25 protein-coding genes are annotated in these 23,639 nt (G+C 65.3%); 14 read left to right on the forward strand and 11 right to left on the reverse strand.

Annotated elements, in window-relative coordinates; genetic code table 11:
* Positions 1-39 precede the first annotated feature (39 nt).
* The 10 genes from D3F03_RS12795 to D3F03_RS12840 all read left to right on the forward strand — a co-directional run bounded on the left by D3F03_RS12795 (position 40) and on the right by D3F03_RS12840 (position 11,295).
* The gene (locus D3F03_RS12795; RefSeq protein WP_119109801.1) at positions 40-720 is read left to right on the forward strand and encodes an FHA domain-containing protein; all 681 of its coding nucleotides are present in this window, start codon (positions 40-42) and stop codon (positions 718-720) included.
* A gap of 80 nt (positions 721-800) precedes the next feature.
* Entirely contained in the window at positions 801-3,017 is a 2,217-nt protein-coding gene (locus tag D3F03_RS12800; protein WP_119109802.1) for a CHASE2 domain-containing protein, read from the forward strand.
* A gap of 10 nt (positions 3,018-3,027) precedes the next feature.
* Complete coding sequence (locus tag D3F03_RS12805) at positions 3,028-3,819, forward strand: MBL fold metallo-hydrolase (protein WP_119109803.1); 792 nt, start codon at positions 3,028-3,030, stop codon at positions 3,817-3,819.
* Between the two features lie 199 nt (positions 3,820-4,018).
* Positions 4,019-4,552, forward strand: coding sequence for a pilin (locus tag D3F03_RS12810; RefSeq protein ID WP_119109804.1), 534 nt, complete (start codon positions 4,019-4,021; stop codon positions 4,550-4,552).
* A 128-nt stretch (positions 4,553-4,680) separates the two neighbouring features.
* Positions 4,681-5,994 carry an IS4 family transposase gene (locus D3F03_RS12815; RefSeq protein ID WP_245960610.1) on the forward strand — a complete coding sequence of 438 codons (1,314 nt, stop codon included), beginning with the start codon at positions 4,681-4,683 and terminating at the stop codon, positions 5,992-5,994.
* A gap of 85 nt (positions 5,995-6,079) precedes the next feature.
* On the forward strand, positions 6,080-6,901 hold the full coding sequence (gene tfpZ / locus D3F03_RS12820) for a TfpX/TfpZ family type IV pilin accessory protein (protein WP_119109805.1): 822 nt from the start codon (positions 6,080-6,082) through the stop codon (positions 6,899-6,901).
* A 157-nt stretch (positions 6,902-7,058) separates the two neighbouring features.
* Positions 7,059-8,081: an ABC transporter substrate-binding protein gene (locus D3F03_RS12825; protein WP_119109806.1), complete on the forward strand. Its 1,023-nt coding sequence runs from the start codon at positions 7,059-7,061 to the stop codon at positions 8,079-8,081.
* Complete coding sequence (locus tag D3F03_RS12830) at positions 8,065-8,901, forward strand: ABC transporter ATP-binding protein (protein ID WP_119109807.1); 837 nt, start codon at positions 8,065-8,067, stop codon at positions 8,899-8,901. Before D3F03_RS12825 ends, D3F03_RS12830 begins: the two co-directional genes overlap by 17 nt.
* A gap of 4 nt (positions 8,902-8,905) precedes the next feature.
* Positions 8,906-9,733, forward strand: a complete 828-nt coding sequence (locus tag D3F03_RS12835) for an ABC transporter permease (RefSeq protein ID WP_119109808.1) — start codon at positions 8,906-8,908, stop codon at positions 9,731-9,733.
* Complete coding sequence (locus tag D3F03_RS12840; RefSeq protein ID WP_245960611.1) at positions 9,730-11,295, forward strand: O-antigen ligase family protein; 1,566 nt, start codon at positions 9,730-9,732, stop codon at positions 11,293-11,295. Before D3F03_RS12835 ends, D3F03_RS12840 begins: the two co-directional genes overlap by 4 nt.
* A 9-nt stretch (positions 11,296-11,304) precedes the next feature.
* On the opposite strand, the gene moaC is transcribed toward D3F03_RS12840, so the two are convergent.
* Complete coding sequence (moaC, locus tag D3F03_RS12845; protein WP_119109908.1) at positions 11,305-11,802, reverse strand: cyclic pyranopterin monophosphate synthase MoaC; 498 nt, start codon at positions 11,800-11,802, stop codon at positions 11,305-11,307.
* Positions 11,803-11,944: 142 nt separating this feature from the next.
* Between moaC and D3F03_RS12850 the strand changes: the two genes are divergently transcribed.
* Positions 11,945-13,480, forward strand: a complete 1,536-nt coding sequence (locus D3F03_RS12850) for a M48 family metalloprotease (RefSeq protein ID WP_199665464.1) — start codon at positions 11,945-11,947, stop codon at positions 13,478-13,480.
* On the opposite strand, the gene D3F03_RS12855 is transcribed toward D3F03_RS12850, so the two are convergent.
* On the reverse strand, positions 13,448-13,801 hold the full coding sequence (locus D3F03_RS12855; RefSeq protein ID WP_119109909.1) for a phage holin family protein: 354 nt from the start codon (positions 13,799-13,801) through the stop codon (positions 13,448-13,450). The two genes, D3F03_RS12850 and D3F03_RS12855, sit on opposite strands and share 33 nt — an antisense overlap.
* 21 nt (positions 13,802-13,822) lie before the next feature.
* Complete coding sequence (locus tag D3F03_RS12860; RefSeq protein WP_119109810.1) at positions 13,823-14,551, reverse strand: TerC family protein; 729 nt, start codon at positions 14,549-14,551, stop codon at positions 13,823-13,825.
* Positions 14,552-15,011: 460 nt separating this feature from the next.
* Between D3F03_RS12860 and D3F03_RS12865 the strand changes: the two genes are divergently transcribed.
* Positions 15,012-15,359, forward strand: a complete 348-nt coding sequence (locus D3F03_RS12865; RefSeq protein WP_119109811.1) for an HPF/RaiA family ribosome-associated protein — start codon at positions 15,012-15,014, stop codon at positions 15,357-15,359.
* A gap of 96 nt (positions 15,360-15,455) precedes the next feature.
* Here the strand turns inward: D3F03_RS12865 and D3F03_RS12870 are convergent, their stop codons facing one another.
* Positions 15,456-16,325, reverse strand: a complete 870-nt coding sequence (locus D3F03_RS12870) for a gamma-glutamyl-gamma-aminobutyrate hydrolase family protein (RefSeq protein WP_119109812.1) — start codon at positions 16,323-16,325, stop codon at positions 15,456-15,458.
* A 152-nt stretch (positions 16,326-16,477) separates the two neighbouring features.
* Between D3F03_RS12870 and D3F03_RS12875 the strand changes: the two genes are divergently transcribed.
* A complete protein-coding gene (locus tag D3F03_RS12875; RefSeq protein WP_119109813.1) occupies positions 16,478-16,786 on the forward strand; it encodes a DUF2007 domain-containing protein in 309 nt (102 codons plus the stop codon).
* Between the two features lie 7 nt (positions 16,787-16,793).
* Here D3F03_RS12875 and D3F03_RS12880 read toward each other — a convergent pair whose 3' ends face one another.
* The 3 genes from D3F03_RS12880 to purB are packed head-to-tail and all read right to left on the reverse strand — an operon-like array spanning position 16,794 to position 19,829.
* Positions 16,794-17,354 (reverse strand): YaeQ family protein, encoded by a 561-nt coding sequence (locus D3F03_RS12880; RefSeq protein ID WP_119109814.1) that lies wholly within the window; start codon positions 17,352-17,354, stop codon positions 16,794-16,796.
* A gap of 14 nt (positions 17,355-17,368) precedes the next feature.
* Complete coding sequence (locus D3F03_RS12885; RefSeq protein ID WP_245960612.1) at positions 17,369-18,430, reverse strand: acyltransferase family protein; 1,062 nt, start codon at positions 18,428-18,430, stop codon at positions 17,369-17,371.
* Between the two features lie 4 nt (positions 18,431-18,434).
* Positions 18,435-19,829, reverse strand: a complete 1,395-nt coding sequence (gene purB / locus D3F03_RS12890) for an adenylosuccinate lyase (protein ID WP_119109815.1) — start codon at positions 19,827-19,829, stop codon at positions 18,435-18,437.
* Positions 19,830-19,949: 120 nt separating this feature from the next.
* On the opposite strand from purB, the gene D3F03_RS12895 reads away from it, so the two are divergent.
* Complete coding sequence (locus D3F03_RS12895) at positions 19,950-20,564, forward strand: glutathione S-transferase N-terminal domain-containing protein (protein WP_119109816.1); 615 nt, start codon at positions 19,950-19,952, stop codon at positions 20,562-20,564.
* A 12-nt stretch (positions 20,565-20,576) separates the two neighbouring features.
* On the opposite strand, the gene D3F03_RS12900 is transcribed toward D3F03_RS12895, so the two are convergent.
* From D3F03_RS12900 to D3F03_RS12915, 4 genes are read right to left on the reverse strand one after another with little or no spacing between them, the layout of a single operon-like run.
* Entirely contained in the window at positions 20,577-21,026 is a 450-nt protein-coding gene (locus tag D3F03_RS12900) for a nuclear transport factor 2 family protein (protein ID WP_119109817.1), read from the reverse strand.
* Positions 21,023-21,808 (reverse strand): SDR family NAD(P)-dependent oxidoreductase, encoded by a 786-nt coding sequence (locus D3F03_RS12905; protein ID WP_119109818.1) that lies wholly within the window; start codon positions 21,806-21,808, stop codon positions 21,023-21,025. The genes D3F03_RS12900 and D3F03_RS12905 overlap by 4 nt, the downstream gene beginning before the upstream one ends.
* Complete coding sequence (locus D3F03_RS12910) at positions 21,805-22,347, reverse strand: DUF3833 domain-containing protein (RefSeq protein WP_119109819.1); 543 nt, start codon at positions 22,345-22,347, stop codon at positions 21,805-21,807. The genes D3F03_RS12905 and D3F03_RS12910 overlap by 4 nt, the downstream gene beginning before the upstream one ends.
* Positions 22,344-23,639 carry an MFS transporter gene (locus tag D3F03_RS12915; RefSeq protein WP_119109820.1) on the reverse strand — a complete coding sequence of 432 codons (1,296 nt, stop codon included), beginning with the start codon at positions 23,637-23,639 and terminating at the stop codon, positions 22,344-22,346. Before D3F03_RS12915 ends, D3F03_RS12910 begins: the two co-directional genes overlap by 4 nt.

Raw genomic sequence — 23,639 nt, forward strand, 5'->3', positions numbered from 1 at the left:
ACCAATCAAACACGTAAGCCAATACATCGGGAGTGGGACATGCCAAGAATGGTTGTTTCGATTGACGGGGTCGTCATCAAGGAAGTGGAACTCACCAAAGAGCGGACCACGTTGGGGCGGCGCCCTTACAACGACATCGTGATCGACAACCTGGCCGTGAGTGGCGAGCATGCGGCCTTTCACATGGCGGGCAACGACGTCGCCATTGAAGACCTGCACAGCACCAACGGCACCTACGTCAACGGCAAGGCCGTGACGCGGCACGAATTGCGCAACGGCGACACGCTCGAAGTCGGCAAGTACAAAATCCGCTTCTTCAACGAGGCGGAAGACCCCCAGTTTGAGAAAACCATGGTATTCAAGCCCGGCATGGTGCCGCCGCCCGTCGCTGCGCGCAGTGCTGCTCCCACCACCGGCCCGGCGCCGCTGTCCGGGTTTGGAAGTGCAGGGGGTACGGCCATTACTGCCGTCATCCGGGTGCTGTCCGGCCCTGCGACAGGCCGTGAGGTGGCGCTCACCAAGGTGGTCACCACCATTGGCAAACCCGGCGTAGCCGTGGCATCGGTGACCCGGCGCCACCATGGCTTCGTCTTGGCGCATGTCGAAGGCCCCGAGCCTCCTGAACTCAACGGAGCGCGTATTGGCAACGACCCCGTTCCCCTGAAAGATGGCGACCGTCTGGCGCTGGCAGGGACGGAAATGCAATTCGTTCACGTGTGAGCCAGAGCGGCTGACGCACGCAGCCTGCCTGCACCGTGGCACCGCGATGGGCCAGCCTCCTGCAGCGGCGCTGGCGCCGGATGGTGTGGGTGCTCGCGCCCGTTGTGCTGGGCGTGCTGCATGCGTCAGGCGGCGTATCGTTCCAGTTTCTCGAGCGGCTTGAGCACCTGCTGTACGACGTTCGCCTGCGTGCGACGCTGCCGCATACGCCCGACGGGCGCATCGTCATTGTCGACATTGACGAAGCCAGCCTGCAGCGCGTCGGTCAATGGCCCTGGGGCCGGGACAAGATGGCGGCGTTCGCCAACGAGCTGTTCGAGCGCCAAGGGGTCGCGGTGCTGGGCTTCGACGTGGTCTTTGCCGAGGCCGATACCAGCTCCGGCCTCGCGCGCCTGAACGCGCTGGCACAAGGCCCGCTCAAGAGCCAGCCGGGCTTCGCCCAGGCCTTGGAGCGCCTTGCGCCCACGCTCGACTACGACGCGCGCTTTGCCGGTGCGCTGGACACGCAAAATGCCGTGCTCGGCTACTACTTCACCAGCGACCGTGATGGCCAGGGGCGTGGCGCCTTGCCGTCCCCGGCGCTCACGCTGCGGCAGATGGGTGGGAGTCTGCTCAATGCCACCGTCTGGAACGGTTTTGGCAGCAACCTTGCCGTCCTGGCGCAGGCGGCTCCAGCAGCAGGGTTCTTCAATACCATGAGCGATGAGGATGGTGTCGTGCGCTCCTTGCCTCTGCTGGCGGAGTACCAGGGGGCTTACTACGAATCGTTGGCGCTGGCCGTCTACCGCAGCTTCCTGGGGGGCGCCAATGTGGTGCCGGCATTCGCCACAGAACCGGTGCCGGGTGAGCGCAACCTGCTGCGCGGCGTCGAACTGCACGCAAGTGGCGGGCGCAAATTCCTCCCGGTGGACGAGCAATTGGCAACGCTCGTGCCCTACCGCGGGCCGGGTGGGCCCAGCGGTGGCTCGTTCCGCTACCTCTCGGCCGCCGACGTGCTGCAAGGCAGGCTGCCCGCCGGCAGCCTGCGCGGCAAGATTGTGCTGATGGGCTCCACGGCGCCGGGCCTGCAGGACCTGCGTGCGACACCCGTCGGGCGCGCGTACCCCGGCGTGGAAGTGCACGCCAATGTGCTCTCGGGCTTCCTGAGCGGAAAGGCGATCTATCGGCCCGACTACGCCACCGCCTTTGACGTATTGCAAATCGCCGTTGCTGGCGTGCTGCTGGCGCTGGTACTGCCTTTGCTCAGCGCCGCGCGCGCGCTGCTGCTGGCCGCCGCTGTACTGGTGGCCTTGGCAGGCCTCAATGCACAGCTGTATCTGGTCCACGGCTTGGCCTTGCCATTGGCGAGTGCGCTGGCCGTGGTGGTGGTGGCCACCGCGCTCGACATGGCCCATGGCTACCTGACAGAGAGCCGTACCAAACGCAACCTGGCGCACTTGTTTGGCACTTACGTGCCCCCTGAACTCGTGGACCAAATGCTGCTCGCGCCCGAGCGCTACACCATGCAGGCCGCCAGCCGCGAGCTCACCGTGATGTTTTGCGACATGCGCGGCTTTACCGCCATGTCCGAGCGCATGGAGCCCGTGCAACTCCAGGCCTTGCTCAACGACATCTTCAGTCGCCTCACGCAGGCCATTCGCGCGCATCTGGGCACGATCGACAAGTACATGGGGGACTGCGTCATGGCCTTCTGGGGCGCGCCCGTGCCCACGCAGCAGCACGCCGCGCTGGCCGTGCAGGCGGCGCTGGACATGGTGGCCGCCGTCCAATCGCTCAACGCCCGCCACAGCGCCACCGGTCTGCCCGAGATCGGCATCGGCATAGGGCTCAATACCGGCCCCATGTGCGTGGGAGACATGGGCTCGGACATTCGCCGCAGCTATACCGTGATTGGCGACGCCGTCAACCTTGGCTCGCGCCTCGAAGGCTTGTGCAAAGTCTACGGCGTGGACATTGTGGCGAGCGAGGTAACCCGCCAGCAGGCAAGCGGTTTCGTCTGGCAGGAGCTCGATCGTGTGCGCGTCAAGGGCAAGGAAGACGCCGTCGCCATTTTTTACCCCCTGGGTCGGTTGGGAGAGGTCGCGCCGGCTCAGATGCACAGGCTGGCGCAATGGAACGAGGCACTCGCCAGCTTGCGCGCGCAGGATTGGGCGGCGTGCGATCGCCATGCAGACACCCTGCGCCGCGCCGACCCAGGCAGCGCGCTGTATGCCTGGTACGCCGAACGTGTGGCCATGCTGCGGGTGTTACCCTACCAGCCCGACTGGGACGGGGCGACCCGTTTCGATACCAAATAGCCGCAGCCTCATGAAAATCCGTGTGCTTGGTTGTTCCGGCGCCATCTCGCAAGGCTGCCGCACCACCTCGTTTCTGGTCAACCGCAACATCCTGATCGATGCGGGCACCGGCGTGGGCGACCTGACGCTGGACGAAATGGCGGCCATCGACCATGTGTTCCTCACCCACTCGCATCTGGACCACATCGCCGCCCTGCCACTGATGATCGATTCGGTGGCCGCCATGCGCAGCGCCCCGCTGCAGGTGCATGCGCTGCCGGAAACCATTGCCGCCCTGCGCGCCCATGTGTTCAACGGCACCATCTGGCCCGACTTCAGCCGCATCCCCAGCAGCGACAGACCCTTTTTGCGTTGCGTCCCTCTGGCCACTGGCGAAGTGTTGAGCGTGGCGGATGCTGTCCTTGAAGTACTGCCCGCGCTGCACACCGTGCCGGCCGTGGGCTATGCCGTGCAGGGCGAACGCGGCTGGTGGGTGTTCAGCGGCGACACCGGGCGCAACCCGGCGTTCTGGCAGCGCGTGAATGCCTTGCCTGTTGCCATGCTGGTGATCGAGACCGCGTTCAGCCGGCGCGAACACCTGCTGGCCGAGCGCAGCCGGCATCTGTCGTCGGACACCCTGGCGCTGGAGCTGGCGCAGTTCCAGGGCGCGGCGAACTGCCCCATCTGCATCACCCACACCAAGCCGTCGGAAACGGCGCTCATCTATGAAGAAGTGTGCCGGTTTGACGCGCATGCGGCAGCGGGGGCGCCGGCCAGGCACGACATTCGGTGGCTGGAGGCGGGGCAGGAGTTTGAGCTGTAGGGGGGCAGCGCAAGGCACCACAAAAGACGGGCCGGGGCAAAGCGGCAGACTGAAGGTGACAAAAATGTGCAATTTGTGCGCAAACGTGTCACGTTGAGAGACTGCCAATTTGAAATGTCTCACCTCACGTGCCGTAAAAATCCTGGCACAGGATTTGCTGCATACCCTGTGCATTTGCAACTTTCCCTAGGGGGTTTTCATGAAGCGTTCTCTCCAACAAGGTTTTACCTTGATCGAATTGATGATCGTTGTGGCGATCATCGGTATCTTGGCCGCTATCGCCTTGCCTGCCTATCAGGATTACACGGTTCGGGCAAAGATTTCTGAAGCAATTATTGCGGCCTCGTCTGCAAAGGGATTGATGAGCGAGGCATTTCAGACGGACGGTACTGTTGGCATGACCGCCGCAGCTACTGCATTCAACGCAATACCTGTCGCACAAAAGCAGTCCAAGTATGTTAGTAATATAGTAATTGGTACTGCCACTCCGTGGAGTATTACAGCCACGATTTTGGCCACGGTCGCCAGCGGCAATGGTATTCCCACCACGCTGAATGGTCAAACTTTGGTGTTTACGCCCAACGTTCAAAAAGCTGCTCCTACAACGGCATCCGTTGGCGCAGTTGATTGGGCTTGTACTTCCGCAACGGCTGCGACCGCTACGGCGCGAGGTCTTGCCAGCCGCCCTCTGGGGACCTTGCTTGCAAAATATGCGCCTTCTGAGTGCCGTTGATTCTCCGGCGCGGTAAACGCCTGGTGAGAAACAAAACGCCCGCAAAAGCGCCAATGCCAGTCAGTTAAGACGGCAGCTTGCCCCGGGCAGGTAAAAAGGGAGCATGTTCGTCATGCTCCCTTTTTCGTTTGACTTCCGTACTGCAAAAATCCCTGGATGAGACCTTGGCGGCGTTGCCCGCCAACGCCATGACCGAGTTGGGCACGCTGATTGATCCACAGTGGATCGAGCAAGCGCTGCATGCCAGCGGCAAAGCATCTATACGTCGTCGCAAGCTGCCCGCAGATCACGCCATCTGGCTGGTCATTGGTCTGGCCTTGTTTCGTCACATGCCCATGTGGCAGGTGGTGCAGGAGATGGCCTTGACCCTTGAGGGGCAAGAGTTACCGGCTCCCAGCAGCAGCGTGCAGGCTCGCCAGCGGCTGGGCTCGCAACCCTTGGAGCACTTGTTTGCACTGCTCACGCAGGCCTGGGCAAGATCGCATCCCGTGCATGAAGATCGCTTGCGTGTGCTGGCCGTCGATGGGGTGGTCTGGTCTGCGCCCGACAGTGCAGACAACCGCCAGGTGCTGGGAAGCGGCAAGACACAGTACGGCCCCCAGCCCTGGCCCATGGTTCGGGCCGTATGCCTGCTGGACACAGATAGCCACGAACTTCTGGATGCGCAACTGGGTGACTACACCCAAGGAGAATTGACACTGGCCGCCCGATTGCGCGGCCTGGATCACTCCATCACCTTGTTTGACCGCGCGTATTTCTCGGCGTCGTTCCTGCTCAACTGGCAGGGCGCAGGCGAGCAACGCCACTGGCTCATGCGGGCCAGAGACAACTTGCGCCATGAGGTTGTGCAATGTCTGGGCGCGGGCGACTGGTTGATTCGCATGCCCATCTCGCAGCGTGCCAGGAAACTTTACCCCGAACTGCCAAGCCACTGGCAAGCGCGCCTGATCCAGACCGAGGTGCAAGGCAAGACCAGACGCTTCATCACCTCAATGCTTGACCCCGAACGCTTTGGCGCATCGCAACTGGCACAGATGTATTGCCAGCGCTGGGAGATTGAGCTTGGCTTTCGTGAGATCAAGCAGTCGCTGCAACAGGGCGCAGGCGTGCTGCGCAGCAAGCAGCCGGAGTTGGTCAAACAGGAGGTCTGGGGCGTATTGATTGCGCATACTTTGCTCAGGCGCTGGATGCGCCTGATGGCCCAGCATGTGAAGGTCGAGCCTGTACGCATCAGCTTGCACACAGCCAAGCATGCCATCATTGGCGCACTGAACACCGTGCATCTGGCACGCGCTGGAGCGCTGCCCCAACACCTGCAGCTGCTGCTTGAGCAAGCCCGTTACTTTGTGCTCCCCCCTCGTCGTTCAGGGCGAAGCTTCCCCCGCGAGGTCAAGCGCTCTCGCAGCAAGTTCCCAACAAAGAAAATGCCAGTCAGGGCTTAACTGACTGGCATTGCGCTTTTGCGGGCGTTTTCGCTGATGATGGGAACTCTACGGTCTTTCCCTCTCTTCATTTTTTGCTGCTGCCGTGACTGAAGTCCCTGCTTTCCCTTCCGCATTCCGATCCCGCGGTGCCCATGCGCTGCGCGCTGCTACCATCCATCTGCTGTTGTCTGCGACCATGGCGGGCGTGGTTGCTGCCCTGGTGTTTGGCTTGTGGTTCCCCTCGCCGCTGCGCGAACTGGTGGGTGGTACTGAACTTTTCTGGTTGATCGTGGGGGTGGATGTGGTCTGCGGTCCGTTGCTGACCCTGGTGGTATTCAACCCCGGCAAGCCGCGCCCCGAACTGCGGCGCGACTTGGCCCTGGTGGCGCTCATCCAGTTGCTGGCACTTGGCTACGGCATTCATACGCTGGCACATGCCCGCCCGGTGGCGCTGGTGCATGAGGTGGACCGATTTCGCGTGGTGACCTATTCCGACCTGAACGAGGGCGAAGACGCGATTGTTCCCGATTGGGCGCAGCCCTGGAGCCTGGCGCGCCCGCGCACCGTGGGGCTTCGCCCTGTGAGCACTTCGGCTGAGAAGCTGGCCAGCATCGATGCCTCGCTGCAGGGCGTTGAGCCCAGCCAGCGCCCAAGCTGGTGGCAGGACTATGCGCTCAGCACCGCCCAGGTGCTGCAACGCGCCCGCCCACTGAGCGAACTGCGTGGCAAATACCCCAGCCAGGCGGCGCTGATGGATGCGGCGGTAGGGCGCGCATTGGCCAACCACAAGCCGGGCGAAACCACCGATGGCGCTGCGTTGCGCTGGCTGCCGCTGGTCAGCCGTCGAGCGATGGATTGGGTGGTGCTGATCGACCCGCACACCGCCCGCCTGCGCGGGTATGCCCATGTGGATGGTTTCTTTTGATTGAGTCCGCCTGCGGCGTGTGCGTGTCCTCGGCATTTCATACGCCTTGCACGGCGATGGAAGCGGGCAGGTGGTAGCATTTTCCTTTTGGTTGCGGCAGCCCGGCTTCGCGTGCCGGCATCCGATCCATCCAACAATTCGCCCCAGGAGACCCCCCATGCTCACCCGCCGCCACCTCATCGCCTCCACGCTCGCCAGCGCAGCCCTTCCCCACCTGGCCTTTGCCCAGGCCATCGAAAAGCCCAAGCTCACCATTGCCGTGGGCGGCAAGAACCTGTTCTATTACCTGCCGCTGACCATTGCCGAGCAGTTGGGCTATTTCAAGGACGAGGGGCTGGATGTCACCACCGTCGACTTCGCCGGCGGCTCCAAGGCGCTGCAGGCCGTGGTGGGGGGCAGTGCGGACGTGGTGTCGGGTGCCTTCGAGCACACGGTGAACATGCAGTTGAAGGGCCAGCCCATGCGCGCCTTTGTTCTGCAGGGACTGGCGCCGCAGATCGTGCTGGGCATCAACCCCAAGACCATGCCCCACTACCAGTCGGTGGCCGACCTGCGTGGCAAGAAGATCGGCGTCACGGCGCCGGGCAGCTCGACCAATGTGCTGGTGAACTACGTGCTGGCCAAGGCGGGCGTCAAGCCCAGCGAGGTCAGCTTTGTCGGGGTGGGCGCCAGCAACGGCGCGGTGGCGGCGATGCGCTCGGGGCAGATCGACGCGATCAGCAACCTCGACCCGGTCATCACGCTCTTGCAGCGCTCGGGCGACTTGAAAATCGTTTCCGACACGCGTCTCGTGTCAGAGGCCGAAAAGGTGTTTGGCGGCCCCATGCCGGCCGCCTGCCTGTATGCGCCGGAGCATTTCGTCCAGGCCAACCCCGGTACCGTGCAGGCGCTGACCAACGCCATCGTCCGCGCGGACCGCTGGATCCAGGCCGCCGGGCCGGGCGATGTGATCAAGGTGGTGCCCGAGAGCTATTTGCTGGGCGACCGGGCGATTTACATCGACGGTTTCCTGGCGGCGCAAAAGGCGCTGTCGCCCGACGGCATGTTCCCCACCGCGGGCGCGCGCACGGCGTACCGCGCGCTGGCCAGCGTCGACCCGAAGATGGCGGCGGCCAAGCTCGACCTCGATGCCGTCTATACCAACGCATTCGTCAAGAAGGCACATGCCGGCAAGCGCTGAAGCGGCCGGCGAACCGGCGCTGCATTTGGCAGGCGTTGCCTGCACCTTCATCAGCAAGGACGCCCCCGGCCAGCGCTACACCGCTGTGCAGGAGGTGGATTTGCGTGTCGGCGCAGGAGAGTTCGTCAGCGTGGTCGGCCCCACGGGCTGCGGCAAGAGCACGCTGCTGAACGTGGCGGCCGGCCTGCTGGCGCCGAGTCTGGGCCGCGTGGCGGTGTTTGGCGAGCCGCTTGTCGGCCTGAACCGCCGGGCTGGCTACATGTTCCAGGCCGAGAGCCTGATGCCCTGGCGCACGGCGCTGGCCAATGTGGCTGCCGGCCTGGAGTTTCGTGGCATGCCGGCCAGGCAGGCGCAGGCCCTGGCCCAGGAGTGGCTGGGCCGTGTGGGTCTTGCGGGCTTTGGCAACCGCTACCCCCACCAGATGAGCGGCGGCATGCGAAAGCGCGCCAGCCTGGCGCAGGTGCTGGTGCTCGACCCGGACATCATCCTCATGGACGAGCCGTTTTCTGCGCTTGATATCCAGACGCGCCAGCTCATGGAAAACGAGGTGCTGCAGCTCTGGCAGGCCAAGCGCAAGGCGGTGCTGTTCATCACCCACGACCTGGATGAAGCCATTGCCATGAGCGACCGCGTGGTGGTGATGAGTGCGGGGCCGGCCTCGCACCCTATGGGCGAATTCGTGATCGATATCGAACGCCCGCGCGACGTGGCCGAAATCAAGATGACGCCGCGCTTTCGGGAGCTGCATGCCGGCATCTGGGATGTCATGCGCGCCGAGGTGCTCAAGGGCTATCAGCAACAGTTGCAGAAAACCGCCTGAGACCATGTGGCAAAAAATCAAACCCCGCGCGGCGACGCTGCGCGCTTGGCAGCTTGGCCTGCTGGTGCTGCTCTTTCTGTTCTGGGATGCCATGACCCGGCCGGGCTTCATCCCACCGTTCATGTTCGACAACGACCGCCAGGCAGCCTTCTTTTTCGGCCAGCCGCTGGCGGTTTTTAGGTGTATCTGGGCGTGGTTTGTCACCGATGCCGACATTTACCGTCATCTGGCCGTCACGCTCATGGAAACCGCCATGGCATTTGCCGTGGGCGCCGGCACCGGCCTGGCCTGCGGCCTGTGGCTGGCGCTTGCGCCCATGGCGTCGGCATTGCTGGAGCCCTACATCAAGGCCTTCAACTCAATGCCGCGCATTGTGCTGGCGCCTATTTTTTCGGTGTGGTTTGGGCTCGGCATGGGCTCCAAGGTGGCGCTCGGCGTTACGCTGGTGTTTTTCATTGTCTTTTTCAATGTCTACCAGGGCGTCAAGGAAGTGAGCCCGGTGGTGCTCGCCAACGCCCGCATGCTGGGCGCGAGCCCGCGCCAGCTGCTGCGCCATGTGTACCTGCCCAGCGCCACAAGCTGGGTGTTCAGCTCACTGCACACTTCCGTGGGCCTGGCGTTCGTCGGCGCGGTGGTGGGGGAATACCTGGGCTCCAGCCAGGGCGTGGGCTACCTGATCCTGCAGGCTGAAGGCACTTTCGACATCAATACCGTGATGGCCGGCATTGTGGTGCTCACGGCGTTTGCCCTGGTGCTCGACGGCGCGGTCGGCCGTATCGAGCGGCACCTGATGAAGTGGCAGCCCAAGGCCGGCGAAGTCGAAAAGCTTTGACCCCTGTTAGCTTTCCCGGACGTTCCGATCCCCGGTCGGCTTCGCTGTCAGCGCTCGCAGTGCTGGCGGTCGCCTTGCCCTTCCTGTGGTGTTTCACCCGGCCGCCTTCCACCAACTTCTGGCCACTGGCAGCGAGCTGGCTGTGCGCTGCGCTGCTCTTGCTGGTATCGGCCGCGCAGGGATGGGTAGGCCAGCCGTGGCGTACGCAGCACCGGGCGCGCTTGCTGGCTGCGGGGCTGCTGTTGGCGGCGCTGGCCTCCAGCGCCATTGGGCTGGCGCAGTACTTCGGCCTGCACGGCGCGCTTGCCCCCTGGGTCTACGACGCGCCGATCGGCCAGGCCATGGGCAATTTGCGCCAGCGCAACCAGCAGGCGACGCTGCTCAGTCTGGGCGTGTGGGCCCTGGTCTGGTGGGTGGCGCAAAGCAGAGCGGCAGGGCGGCCTGCTGCCCCGCGTTGGCGTGTGGCGGCCCTGTGGGCGGCCATGGCCTTGCTGGCGGTGGGCAGCGCGGCCACGGCGTCGCGCACCGGATTGTTGCAGTGGCTGTTGTTGCTCTGCCTGGCAGGGCTATGGCGAGAACGCCTGGGCGCCGGGGCGTGCAAGTTGCTCGCTGGCGGGCTGCTGCTGTATGTCCTGGCAGGCTGGATGCTGCCCGCGCTGCTGTGGCGCACTGCGGGCGTCCACGGCAGTGGGGTCTTCACGCGCGTGGCGGCCTCTTACGGCTGCGGCAGCCGGCGCGTGCTGTGGTCCAACGTGCTCGACCTGATCGCCCTGCGGCCCTGGCTGGGTTGGGGCTGGGGGGAGCTCGACTATGCCCACTACATCACGCTGTTTTCCGGCGAGCGCTTTTGCACGCTGCTGGACAACGCCCACAACCTGCCGCTGCATCTCGCCGTGGAGCTTGGCCTGCCCGCCGCGCTGATGGCTTGCGCCATCGCCGGTGCGCTGGTCTGGCGTGCCCGCCCCTGGCAGGAGACGGCACCGCAGCGCCAGCTCGCCTGGGGCATTCTGCTGGCGATCACGGCGCACAGCATGCTGGAGTTTCCGCTCTGGTACGGCCCGTTCCAGTTGGCGGCGTTGTGCGCGCTGGGCTTGCTGTTCACGCCGGAGTCAGCGAAGAAATTCAAGGAAAAATGGCCTCTAGCGCAATATCTACAAGCGCTTCCAGCTATCATTTTAATAGTTATTGTGGGTGCTGTGGCGCGCCAGTACGCTGCGGTAAGCCAGCTCTATTACCCGCTGTCCGAGCGCAGCGCGGCTTTGCGCCTTGATGCCCAGGGGCGCGTCGTGGGGGCGCCGCTGTTTGACGATGCGGCCCGCTTTGCCCACCTGACGACGCAGACCGTGACCCCCGCCAATGCGGCCCAGGTGCATGCCATGGCCAGCGATCTGCTGCACTACTCGCCCGAGCCTCGGGTGATCGAGCGCCTGATCGAGAGTGCCGAACTGCTGGGCCTTGCCGACGAGGCACGGTTCCACCGCCGGCGCTACGCCGCCGCGTACCCGGCGGACTATGCGCGCTGGCTGCGTGGGGGCAAGGCGTCCGGGGCGCTGGGCCACTGAGCCCTGGTTTCACGGCTGCGCGCCCGCCACGAAACTCCCCGACTTGCCGCCATGCTTTTCCAGCACGCGCACGCCGTGGATGGACATGCCTCGGTCCACCGCCTTGCACATGTCGTAGATGGTGAGCAGGGCCACCTGCACCGCAGTGAGGGCCTCCATCTCCACGCCCGTGGGCCCGACCGTTTCCACCGTGGCGGTGCAGGCAATGCCAATGGCGCCCGGTTGCTGCGCGCTGGCGGGGCCGAAGTCCAGCGCCACGCGGGTGAGGGCAAGCGGGTGGCACAGCGGAATCAAATCGCTGGTTTTTTTGGCCCCCTGGATGCCGGCGATGCGCGCGATGCCCAGCACATCGCCTTTTTTGGCATTGCCAGCCTCGATCAGTGCCAGCGTGGCGGGCAGCATGTCGATGCGCCCCGTGGCGATCGCGATGCGGTGGGTGGCCGCCTTGGCGGCGACGTCGACCATATGGGCCTGGCCCTGGGCGTCGAAGTGGGTGAGTGCGGACATGGGCAAGAATGGCTGGCGCGGCGAACCTTCGCCGGAGCGGGCCATCATACGAAACTTGTGCCCGCCACGATGGCGGCGCAGGTCGCGAGGCGCCGTGTGCCGCCCAGGTTCTAAGATCGCCACCACATTCCAAAGGTTTTTGATGCGGATTTGGCCTCTATCGCATATTTTTCGGATGTTTATAGCTATTTGTTTTATAGCAAATAGCAGCTTGGCGGCGGCACAACCGCTCGGCACAGCCCGCCTGCCCACCTTGGGCGACGATGGCGAGATGAGCGCCAGCGCCGAGCGGCGCCTGGGCGACGACATTGCCCGCGAGCTCTACCGCGATCCGGACTACATCGACGACCCGCAATTGCTTGAATACGTCGGCACCATCTGGCAGGCGCTATTGGGGGCGGCGCGCTCGCTGGGCGAGATTTCGCCGGAGCTGGACGAGCACTTTTCCTTTGAGCTCTTTCTTGAGCATGACCGCACGGTCAACGCCTTTGCCCTGCCGGGTGGCTTCATGGGCGTGAACCTGGGCTTGATCGGCGTGGTGGCCACGCCCGACGAGCTCGCCTCGGTGCTGGCACACGAGCTCAGCCACATCACCCAGCGCCATATTGCGCGCCTGATCGGCCGGCAGGCGAAGACCATGCCGCTGATGCTCGGCGCCATGGTGCTGGGCATTCTGGCGGCCAGCAAGAACCCGCAGGCGGCCCAGGCGCTGGCGGTCGGGGGCCAGGCGCTGGTGGTGCAGAACCAGCTCAATTTCTCGCGCGACATGGAGCGCGAGGCCGATCGCGTCGGCATGGGCCTGATGGTGCCGGCCGGGTTTTCTCCGCGTGGCTTTGTCGACATGTTCGACAAGCTGCAGCAGGCCAACCGGATCAACGACAACGGCTCATGGCCCTATTTGCGCAACCACCCGCTGACCACGCAGCGCATTGCCGACATGCAGGCGCGCCAGCCGCGCGACGCCGTGCCGCCGCACGCGCCGGGGGCGTTCTCGCTGGAGGCCCACGGATTGCTGGCGGCGCGTGCGCGCGTGCTTGCCGGGCCAGGGGTGGACGCGCTGCGCCAATGGGAAGACGCGCCCGCCGACCGGAGTTTTGCCACGTTGGCGCCCGCCGAGCGCGCGGCGACCTTGTATGCCGGGGTGCTCGCGGCCAGTCAGCTCAACCAGCCAGCCACTGCGCGCAGCCTGCTGGCGCGCCTGCGGCCCCTGGTCGCGCAGGATGCGGCGGCCAGCCGCCAGGTGCGGCTGCTGGCCGCCGATGTCGCGTTGCGCGCGGGCCAGCCGGAGGCGGCGCTGCCTGAGCTGCTGGCCACGGGTGCAAGCCAGCAGCGGCCCGAGTTGCTGCTGCGCGCGCAGGCCTTGCTGGCGCTTGGCAGGGCCAGCGAAATCTCGGGCGACTTGCAAAGCTGGGTGGCGCTGCATCCGCACGATGCGGGGGTGTGGCAAGCGCTTGCATCGAACTTGCATGCACAAGGCCAGGTGCTGCGCGCGGTGCGCGCCGAGGGCGAGGCGCGCGCCGCGCAGTACGACTACGCGGGGGCGGTGGACCGCTTCAAGGCGGGCCAGGCATTGGCCGCCAAGAGCAGCACGCCGGCGGACTACGTCGAGGTGTCCATCATCGACACCCGGCTGCGTGCCATGCAGTTACTTCTTCGCGAACAGGCCGCCGAGCGCTGATTCGATCACCAGGCCGAGCAGCGAATACAAGAGCGAGCCCAGCAGCGCCGCGCCAAAGCCGCTGACGTGAAAACCGTCCAGCACGCCGGCCGCAGCCCAGAACATCAGCGCGTTGATGACGAACAGAAACAGGCCCACGGTGACGATGGTGACCGGCAGCGTCAACAGCACCAGCACCGGGCGCAGCACGGCGTTGAACAGGCCAATGACGAAAGCAGCAATCAGGGCAGAACTGAAGCTTTGCACCTGTACGCCGCTGTAGAGGTAGGCGACCGCCAGCAGCGCGCAGGCGCTGAGCAGCCATTTGGCGAGGATTTTCAACATGCGCTCAGCATAGCGCTTTCACGCCGCGGCAGTGCCGCGCCGGCCAGCAGCCCACTTGCCAATCGCCAGCACCAGCAGGGCCCCTGCGGCGCCGGCCCCGTACTTGATGGCGCCGCTGCTCTGGTCGAGCTTGGGCAGCGATGCCAGGGTGTCCGGGCTTGCCAGCGCCGGGTCGGAGACCAGCATGGTCCCGGCGATCCAGCCGAGCAGCATGCCTCCAAAGGTGATGATGGTGGGAAAGCGGTCCATCAGCTTGATCACGAGCTGGCTGCCCCAGACGATGATGGGAATGCTGATCACCAGGCCAAAAATCACCAGCGGCATTTCATGGTGGCTGGCCGCGCCCTGGGCGGCGCCAGCAATGGCAATCACGTTGTCGATGCTCATCACCAGGTCGGCCACGATGATGGTCTTGATGGCGGCGAGCAGCTTGTCGCTGGCGGCGATGTTGCTGTGGCCGTCGTCCGGGTCGGGCGCCAGGAGCTTGACGCCGATCCAGACCAGCAGCAGTGCGCCGGCGATCTTGAGAAAGGGAATCGCCAGCAGGGTGAGGGCAAAGAAGATCAGCACCACGCGCAGCACGATGGCGCCCGCCGTGCCCCACAGGATGCCGCGGGTGCGCTGCTCGGGTGGGAGCTTGCGGCAGGCCAATGCGATGACGACAGCGTTGTCACCGCCCAGCAGGATATCGATCATCACGATCTGGCCAACGGCAACCCAGAATTCGGGGGTCAGGAACTGTTCCATGGAGTTTTCCAGTGAAGTGCAGGCCTGTCGGGACTGGGGCGGGACCGGCAATGCGCAAGGAGTGCACAGCATGCCTTCGACCCGAGTCCCAACAGGTTCTCGAACCGAAGGTCTTGCTCGACCCGGCAGTACCGGGCCCGACAGGCCGGGCGCTTGCGCGCCGTGTTGACGACTTGTCGATGTCCGCAGCGCCTGTTGCCAGAGCGTTTGCGGGCGGGAGCTACTCCCCTTCAGATGAACCCTGATTAAACCTGAAATCTGCGCACTACGGTGCGACACGGTCCGTCACGGGGCCTCATGGCCTGGAGGGGCGGCTGTGCAACCGCCCCTGATGGGTGTCTGCTGTAGGGCAAGGCCGCGCATTGCCTGCGCGCGGGTGCAGGCGGTGCCAATGCAGGCATGATGGAGGCTGAGACTGACCGCCGGCCGCCGGCCGGCCTTGACCTGAAGGAGTGCACGCATGCAAATACAAGTTCATACCGACGACAACATTCAGGGCGGTGACTCGCTGGCCCGCTGGATCAGCGACGAAACGACCGCCAAGCTCTCGCGCTTTCGTGACCATGTGACCCGTGTGGAAGTGTTTCTCACCGATATCGATGCGGGCAAGTCGGGCGCGCAGGACAAGCGCTGCCGCGTGGAAGCGCGCCCCGCCGGGCGCCAACCGCTGACCGTTACGGCAGACGGCGACAAAGTGGCCGCTGCCTTCACGGGCGCCATCGACAAACTGGTGCGCGCGCTGGACACCGACATGGGGCGCCTGAAAGACAAGAATGGGCGCGACACCATTCGCGCGGCCGAGGAATGATGTGAGGCGTCAGAAGATGGCGATCAAAATTACTATCATTTGAATAGCTTGATACGCATACCAGATAAGCGCCAGAGCCAGAAAACCCTTGGGTTTTCAGCTCTGGCGTTTGAACGCCCGGCGCACCAGTTCCCCGGCGCGCGCGCGCAGCGCCAGCGGGCCGTGGGTGGGCGAAGCCTGCTTCCGCACAGTGGTACACGCGGCCAGAAAATCGTTCAGGATGGCCCTGTCATCCAGGGTATGCGCCCCGGCTTTGTGGAACTCTGGATGCCACTGGGTCGCTGCAATGTAGCCGCGCCCGCGCGCAGGTTTTAGCCGTATCGCCTCGGGCACGCCATCGGGTTCGCTCAGTGCTTCGACGACAAAGTCGGGCGCCACACGCTTGATCCCCTGGTGGTGAATGCTGTTGACTTTTGCATGCAGCTTGCCGGGGTACAGCTCTGCCAGGTGCGTCCCGGGCACGATGTTGATTTCGTGAAAATGCTGGTCGTAGGCGGTGGCGTTGCGGTGCTGCTGGGCGCCGGGGTGCTGGACCTGCAGGTCCTGGTACAGCGCACCGCCGAAGGCCACGTTGATCAGTTGCAGGCCACGGCAGACGCCAAAAATGGGCTTGCCGGCTTGAGCGAACGCCTTGACCACGGCCAAATCGTACAAATCGCGCAGCCGGTCGCCCACCCACTCTTCGCGCAGGGGCTCCTCGCCGTAGTTGCCGGGCCAGACATCCGCCCCGCCGTGCATGACGACGCCGTCCAGCCATTGTGCGTAATGGTCCAGCGTCGCGTCTCCCCGCGCGGTCTCGCCAACGGGGCAGGGCACCATCACCACCATGGCCCCAGCCGACATGATCCAGTGCGCAATCGACTGCTCTACATACTGCAGGGTTTTGCCGGTGAACATGGGGCGTGTGGGGTCCGCGTACTGAAAGCAGGCGGACAAACCAATTTTGAGGCGGCGGTCATTGGGCATCCGTCTTTGTAGCACCGCTCGCCGGGGGCGTGGTGTAGGAATGCAGGCTTTTCGCGGTGCCAGTGCCTTTGCCGTATCGCCGGCGCATCATCGAAGGCACTGCTATCGTGTGGTGCCCCAGCGCAACACCGCCACCCACCCAGAATCTTCACATGCACCGCCTCACCCGCGCTCCCAATGCCGCCCTGGCGACCCTGTGGGCTGACCTGCTGTGCGAAGGTGGCATGCCGGCGACCGTCCAGCGCCTGTACCTCAGTGCGGTGGCCGGGGAATTGCCGCCGCACGAATGTCTGCCCGAGATCTGGCTCGACCACGTTGAGCACAAGGAGCGTGCGCTGGCGCTGCTCGAAGCACTGCGCAATCTGCCGCAGCGCCGTTGGCACTGCCCGGCCTGCGGCGAACTGGTGGAGGGCGGCTTCGAGCAGTGCTGGAATTGCGGCGCCCTCATGCCACCGCTGTAGGAACCGCCTACTTCCAGCGCAGCGGCTCGATGTGCACGCTGGCGCGCTGGCTGCTGAGCGTGATGGCGCCTTCCTGCACCGTCGCTTGCAGCTGCATGCTGCGCTCGGCCAGGGTGGCCAGTTCCTGCGCCTGCTCGGCCGGCAGGCGCCAGACCTCCAGCTTGGCCAGGCGCGTGAGCTTGGTTTCGATGCCGCGCCACCAGATGTCGGCGGCGTGGCCAAAGGCATACACCTTGACCACATCGGCCTTGCTGCAGGCGCGGGTGAGGGGTTTGTCCTCGGGCTGGCCGACTTCGATCCAGACGCGCTTCCTGCCGGTGAAATCGGTCAGCGAGGCGTCCGGGTCGTCCGGATCCGAAAGGCCCGCGCCAAAGGCCAGGGCGGCGTCTCCATGGCACAGGTCCTGCAGCAGGTGCGCGTTGAGCGCCAGGGCGGCGAGGCGCACCATCATCCGTTCGTCGGTCTCGCTCGGGTGGCGGGCCAGGGTGAGTGCGTGGTCGGCGTAGTAGCCGTGGTCGATGTCGGCGATCGAAAGATGAGCCTTGAAGATGGTGGATTTGGTGGCCATGGAGGAGCAATCATTCAAAAAGGGAGAACCGCCTCGGCGGCAGGTCGGGCTTTGCGTGGCTTGAACGACAAGGCTGGACGCTCGACTAGCCGCCAGGAAAATACTGCCCATGCAAACGCCAGCATTAGGCTCAGCGCAAGCGCAACCGGAAAGCCCAACGCGCCGCCGCCGAGCGCGATAACGGTCTGCTGCATTGGAAATCCGTAGATGTACAGGCCATAGGAAAAATCGCCATGGCGCGCGGCCCCGGTAAGGCCGGGGGTGGCTGCGCTGCCCAGAATGACGGCGCCGGCGGCCAGGGCCAGCAGCGGAGCCTGGCCGGCCACGGGTTGCGGCCCCCACGCATGCAGCGCCAGGGCAGCCAGCAGCACCAGCGCCATGCTGCGCCCATGCCAGCGCAGCATGGCGCTGCGAAAACTCGCCAAGCTCGCACCGACCGCAAACATCATCCCGTATTGCAGCCCGAAGGACCACGTGGACACCGGCCGGCCCGATCCATACCGCCATTGCAGCGCTGCTGCCAGCGCCAGCAATGCGAGCGGTGCACTGAAGCGCCAGCGCAGCAGACCCAGGCTTCCCGCCAGGGCCAGCGCGATGTAACAGCCAACTTCCAGCTGAATCGTCCACAACGGGCCGTTGACACTCGCCGGTAGCGGATTGTGTTCAAACACGCCTGGAAGCGGGTAGCGCGTGTCCAGCCAGAGGTTTGAGAGGTAATCCCAGGTGCCTCCAGTGCGCAGATAGTCGCGCAAAGGCAGTGTGGTGAACAACGGCCCAAGCACCAAAACACTGAGCAGGACGACTGCCAGCAGACCGGGCCAGATGCGCAGCACGCGGCGCAGGGCAAAACGGCCCGCATGCGCGTCGGCTTCCCATGAAATACTGACCAAGTAGCCGCTGAGCGCAAAAAAAATGATGACGCCCAGAGCACCTGGTTCATTGCCCAGAATCAGGGGAACGGGCATGCCCATCAGCGCAAACTGGTGTCCCCAGATCACCAGCAGCGCCGCCATCAGGCGCACCGCGTCGAAATTGTTCAGCCGCGGCGCATGCAGAGCGTGCGGCGCTGCGGACACGGGTCTACACCCGCCGCGCCAGCGCCACCGCCATGCCCGTGTAGCTGCCGGGCGTCATGGCCAGCAGCCGGTCCTTTTCGGCCTGCGGGATTTCCAGCGACGCAATCAGGCCGTGCAGGGCCTCGCGTGTCACGCTCTGGCCGCGGGTGACCTCTTTGAGCTTCTCGTAGGCGCCGGGCACGCCGTAGCGGCGCATGACGGTCTGGATGGGTTCGGCCAGCACTTCCCAGGCGCCGTCCAGGTCTTCGGCCAGGGCGGCTTCGTTGAGTTCGAGCTTGTTCAGGCCGGTGAGCAGCGACACGTAGGCCAGCGTGGCATAGCCCATGGCCACGCCGATGTTGCGCAGCACCGTGCTGTCGGTCAGGTCGCGCTGCCAGCGGCTGATGGGGAGCTTTTCCGACAGGTGGCGCAGCAGCGCGTTGGCCAGGCCCAGGTTGCCTTCGGCATTTTCGAAGTCGATTGGGTTGACCTTGTGCGGCATGGTGGACGAGCCAATCTCACCGGCTTTGAGGCGCTGCTTGAAGTAACCCAGTGACACATAGCCCCAGATGTCGCGCGAGAGGTCGATCAGGATGGTGTTGGCGCGCGCCACGGCGTCGAACAGCTCGGCCATGTAATCGTGCGGCTCGATCTGAATGGAATACGGCTGGAACGTGAGGCCCAGGCCCACCGGTTCCGGCGTTTCCACCACGCTCTTGCTGAACGCCTCCCAGTCAAAGCCGGGCCAGGCAGCAAGGTGCGCGTTGTAGTTGCCGACCGCGCCGTTCATCTTGGCCAGAATCTTCACACTGGCGATGCGCTCGGCTGCCGTCTGCAGGCGCACCAGCACGTTGGCCAGCTCCTTGCCCACGGTGGTGGGGCTGGCGGTCTGGCCGTGGGTGCGGCTGAGCATGGGCACGGCAGCGTACAGGTGCGCCATCTCGCGCAGCTTGAGGACGATGCGGTCCAGCCCCGGCAGCAGGACCTGGTCGCGGCCCGAGCGCAACTGCAGGGCGTGGCTGGTGTTGTTGATGTCTTCGCTGGTGCAGGCGAAGTGCACGAATTCGGCGGCTTTTTCCAGCTCGGGCCGGGCTTCGAATTTGCTTTTGATCCAGTATTCCACCGCTTTCACGTCGTGGTTGGTGGTTTTCTCGATCTCCTTGATGGCCGTCGAATCGGCTTCGGAGAAGTTCTTCACCAGCCCCAGCAGGTAGGCGCGTGCGCCGGTGGTCAGCGGCTTGAACTCGGCAAAACCGGCGTCCGAGAGGGCAATGAACCAGCTTACCTCCACCTGCACACGCCGCTGCATGTAGCCGTGCTCGCTCATGATGGGGCGCAGCAGTGCCAATTTGGCGGCGTAGCGGCCGTCCAGCGGCGAGAGGGCGGTAATGGGCGAGAAGTTCGTGGTCGAGGCGTTCATGGCGGCCGATTGTAGGCGGCAGCCAACACCTTACGGCCGCAGTCAGGAGCGCTCGATAGAATGGAATCTGCTTGCCAGTTTGGCTTACACCGGTGCCCGCCCCGCACCACGGAACCCACCATGAAACTCATCGGATCGACCACCAGCCCCTACGTGCGCAAGGTGCGCGTAGTGATGGCCGAGAAGAAGCTCGACTACCGCTTCGTGGAGGACAGCGTCTGGGCGGACGACAGCACCATTGCGACTGCCAACCCGCTGGGCAAGGTGCCCTGCCTGGTGCTGGACGGGGGGGACGCCATGTTCGATTCGCGCGTCATCGTCGAATACCTCGACACCCTCTCGCCCGTTGGCAAGCTCATTCCTGCCTCGGGCCGCGAGCGCGCCGAAGTCAAAACCTGGGAAGCGCTGGCCGACGGCCTGCTCGACGCGGCCATCCTGGTGCGGCTGGAGCGCACGTTTGCCGGTCGCACGGAGGCCCAGCGCAGCCAGGCCTGGATGGATCGGCAACTCGGCAAGGTGCAGGCCGCGCTGCACGCCATGAGCAAGGGCCTGGGCGACAAGGCCTTCTGCAGCGGCATCCACTTGTCGCTCTCGGATGTCGCCGTGGGCTGCGCGCTGGGCTGGCTCGAGTTTCGCTTTCCAGAAATTGCCTGGCGCACCGAACACGCCAACCTCGCGCGCCTGCAGGACAAGCTCGCTGCGCGCGCCAGCTTTATCGAGACAGCGCCTGCCTGAGCTGCGCTGGAATCAGCTGCGCGCCTGGCGCTTGAGCCAGCGCATCAGCGGCCTCAGCAGCGGCAGCTTTTCATACAGCTCCTCCGCCGCGTCCCAGTAGTCGCGGTGTAGCGTGATGCGGCCCTGTTCGTCGAACACCAGCTGCGAGGCACCGCGAATCACCTGATCCTGTCCGCGCCTGAAACGGCGCATCCGAAAGCAGAAATCCCAAGTTAGAAAGCAGGCCCTGCCTTGCAGCACGCGGCCGGTCACGACAAAGTGCGGCGCGTCCAGCGTGGCAAACATGTGCTCGAAGACGCCGCCAATGGCACGCAGCCCCTGCACCTCGTTGAACGGGTCTTTGAATGTTGCGTTCGGCGCGTAGATCAGGTCCAGCGCGGCCAGGTGCGCGGGTTCCAGGTGCTCGAAAAAGGCCACCGCGCGGGCCATGGCGTCAGGCGGGCTCAACACGCTTGGCTTCATGGCTGCCCCGTCAGCCGGCGCACGGCCGGAAAGAACAGCCCATAGGGCATTAAGCGCAGCAACTTCATCGCCAGCGTGAAGCGTCGCGGGAAGTCCATCTCGAACTGCCCGCGCTCCCAGCCGCGGACGATGGCCTGCGCTGCCGCTTCCGGCGTGGTCAGCGCCGGCATGGGAAAGGGGTTGCTCGCGGTGAGCGGCGTGGCCACAAAACCTGGGTGCACCACGCTCACCCCGACGCCTCTGGCGTGCAGATCCAGGTACAGCCCTTGCGCCAAGTGGGTCAGTGCCGCTTTGGTCGGCCCGTAGGCCAGGCTGCGCGGCAGGCCGCAAAAACCAGCGACGCTGCTGACCAGGCAGATATGCGCGGCGGAGCCCGATAGGGCGGCGACCAGCAGGGCGGGCAATACCGCCGCGAGCACATTGAGGGCGCCGCGGTAGTTGACATCGTCGTGGCGCAGCATGGCCGCGAGATCGAAGTCGGCAGCACTCTGGCTCTCGTAGATCCCGGCGCAATAGCAGACGAGGTGCAACGGCCCTTGCGCCCGCAGCCCATCCGCTGCGGCCTGCACGGCTTTCGCATCGGTGCTGTCGAGCGCCACCGCCACACTGCCGGGGTGCGCTTGCGTGAACTGGTTCAGCGCCGATTCGCCCCGGGCCGACACCACCACCTGCGCGCCGCGCGCGTGGAGCAGGGCGGCGGTGGCGCGGCCGATGCCGCTGGACGCGCCGATGATCCAGACGCGGCGCCCGGTCCAGTCGGCAATGCGGGGGTTCAGGCTCATGGCGCGCGCTTGGTAAACGAGAGTGTCAGGTCGCCCAGGTGCACGCCGAATTTGCTCATGCGGGCGCGGTTGAGCATGACGCGGTCGTCCATCAGGTACATCCAGTCGTCGAGCTGCACCTCGTAGGTGCGCCCGTCCACCGGCAGATTGAGCGTGTAATTCCAGTGAAAAGCGTTGCCCTGCGTTTGCCCATTGGCATCGCCCGCCACATCAGCGGCCGTTCCGGTGTACTGGCCATTCGCGTGGCGGTGCAGGTGCCAGATGCGTTGCTCTGTTTTGCCGTCCGAGTAGGTAAAGCGCTCGTCCAGCGTGCCTTCTTCACCTTGCCAGCTGCACACCATCACCACCGTAAAGCGCCGCACCACCTGGCCGCTGCGGTCCTGGAAAATGCCCCAGGCGTCGAGCGTGCCGTTGAAATACTGCGCCAGGTCGAGCCCCGGCTTTTCCGCCGAGTAGTCGGCCAGTTTCTGCGTGCCGCAGCCCTGCAGCAACAGCGGGGCGGCGAGGGCGGCGCCTAGCCAGTGGCGTCTTTGCATCATGTGAATTTCCTTTGAACGGGCATGGACGCGGTGTTGCCTGCGCGCAGCACCAGGGCGTAGAGGGCCGCCGCAGCGGCCAGTTTGAGGGCGCAGGGCAGCAGGGCGTAGGCGAAGCTGAGGGTATGCAATGCGGCGGCGTCGCGTGCGCCCGGCGCGTAGCCCAGGGCGGAGAGCAGCGGCAAAGCCAGGCCAGCGGCCAGCGCCAGGTTGAGTTTGGCCGCCAGGTTCCACCAGCCAAAGTAGGCGCCTTCGTGCTGACTGCCTTCGCTTTGCGCGGCTGCCACGCCGGCCAGCAGCGCACTGGGCAATGCCAGGTCAGCGCCCAAGGCTGCGCCCGAGAGCGCGCAGACCACCAGAAAGGCAGTAGCGTCGCCCGTGCCCAGCAGCGCCGTCCAGGCAAACGCCGCCACGGCCAGCAGCATGCCGGCCAGCCAACTGGGCGCCAGGCCAAAGCGCGCCACCGCCCGCAGCCACAGCGGCATGGAGAGGGCCGCGCAGAGAAAGTAGGTGGCGAGGAACCAGGGCTCCTGCATCCCAGGGACTTGCAGAACATCCTGCACGAAGAACAGCACCAGCGTGGCCGGAATGGCGCTGGCGATGCCGCTCACCACAAACACCAGCAGCAGGCGCCGGAAGGCGCGCACGCGCCAGGGCTGCCACAGCGCGGCCCGCGGTTCAGGACCCATGGGGACGGCCGCAGTGGGCTGGGGCGCGCGCGTCCAGGCCAGCCAGCCCAGCAGGAGCAGCGTGCAGAACACCACCAGCGCCGCGCACAAGCCAGCCAGCAATGGCAGAAGCGATGCCAGCACCACGCCCGCCAGCCCCGCCGATTCGCGCCAGGCCATGATGCGTCCGCGCTGCAAGTCGCTTTTTCCGAGACGCGCCCCCCAGGCCTGGTGGCTGATGCCGAGCTGGCTCCAGGCGGCGCTGGTGAGCACCAGTCCGGCGAAGGCCCAGGCGGCCAGCGCGAGCGGCGTGCGCGGCAGCGGGAACCACAGCGCTGCCATGCCCAGCGCGAGCAACAGGGCCGAAAGCGCGCCTGCCGCCAGGCTCCAGCGCGCCGGGCCACTCCCAAGCCGGTCGGCCAGGCGTCCCAGCAGCGGGTCGGTCAACGCATCGAAAGCCCGCGCCGCGAGCAGCACCGCGCCCAGCGTCGCCAGCGGCATGCCAAATTCGCGCGCGTACAGATTGGGCAGCAGCACGTAGAGCGGCAGCGCGGCGAACGCCAGCGGCAGGGCCAGCAGGCTGTAGCTGGCCAGCTGGCGGCGGCTGAACTCGGCGGAGTGGGACAT

Origin of the sequence: Simplicispira hankyongi (assembly GCF_003570885.1) — a bacterium.
In the GTDB taxonomy this organism is placed as follows: Bacteria; Pseudomonadota; Gammaproteobacteria; order Burkholderiales; family Burkholderiaceae_C; genus Simplicispira; species Simplicispira hankyongi.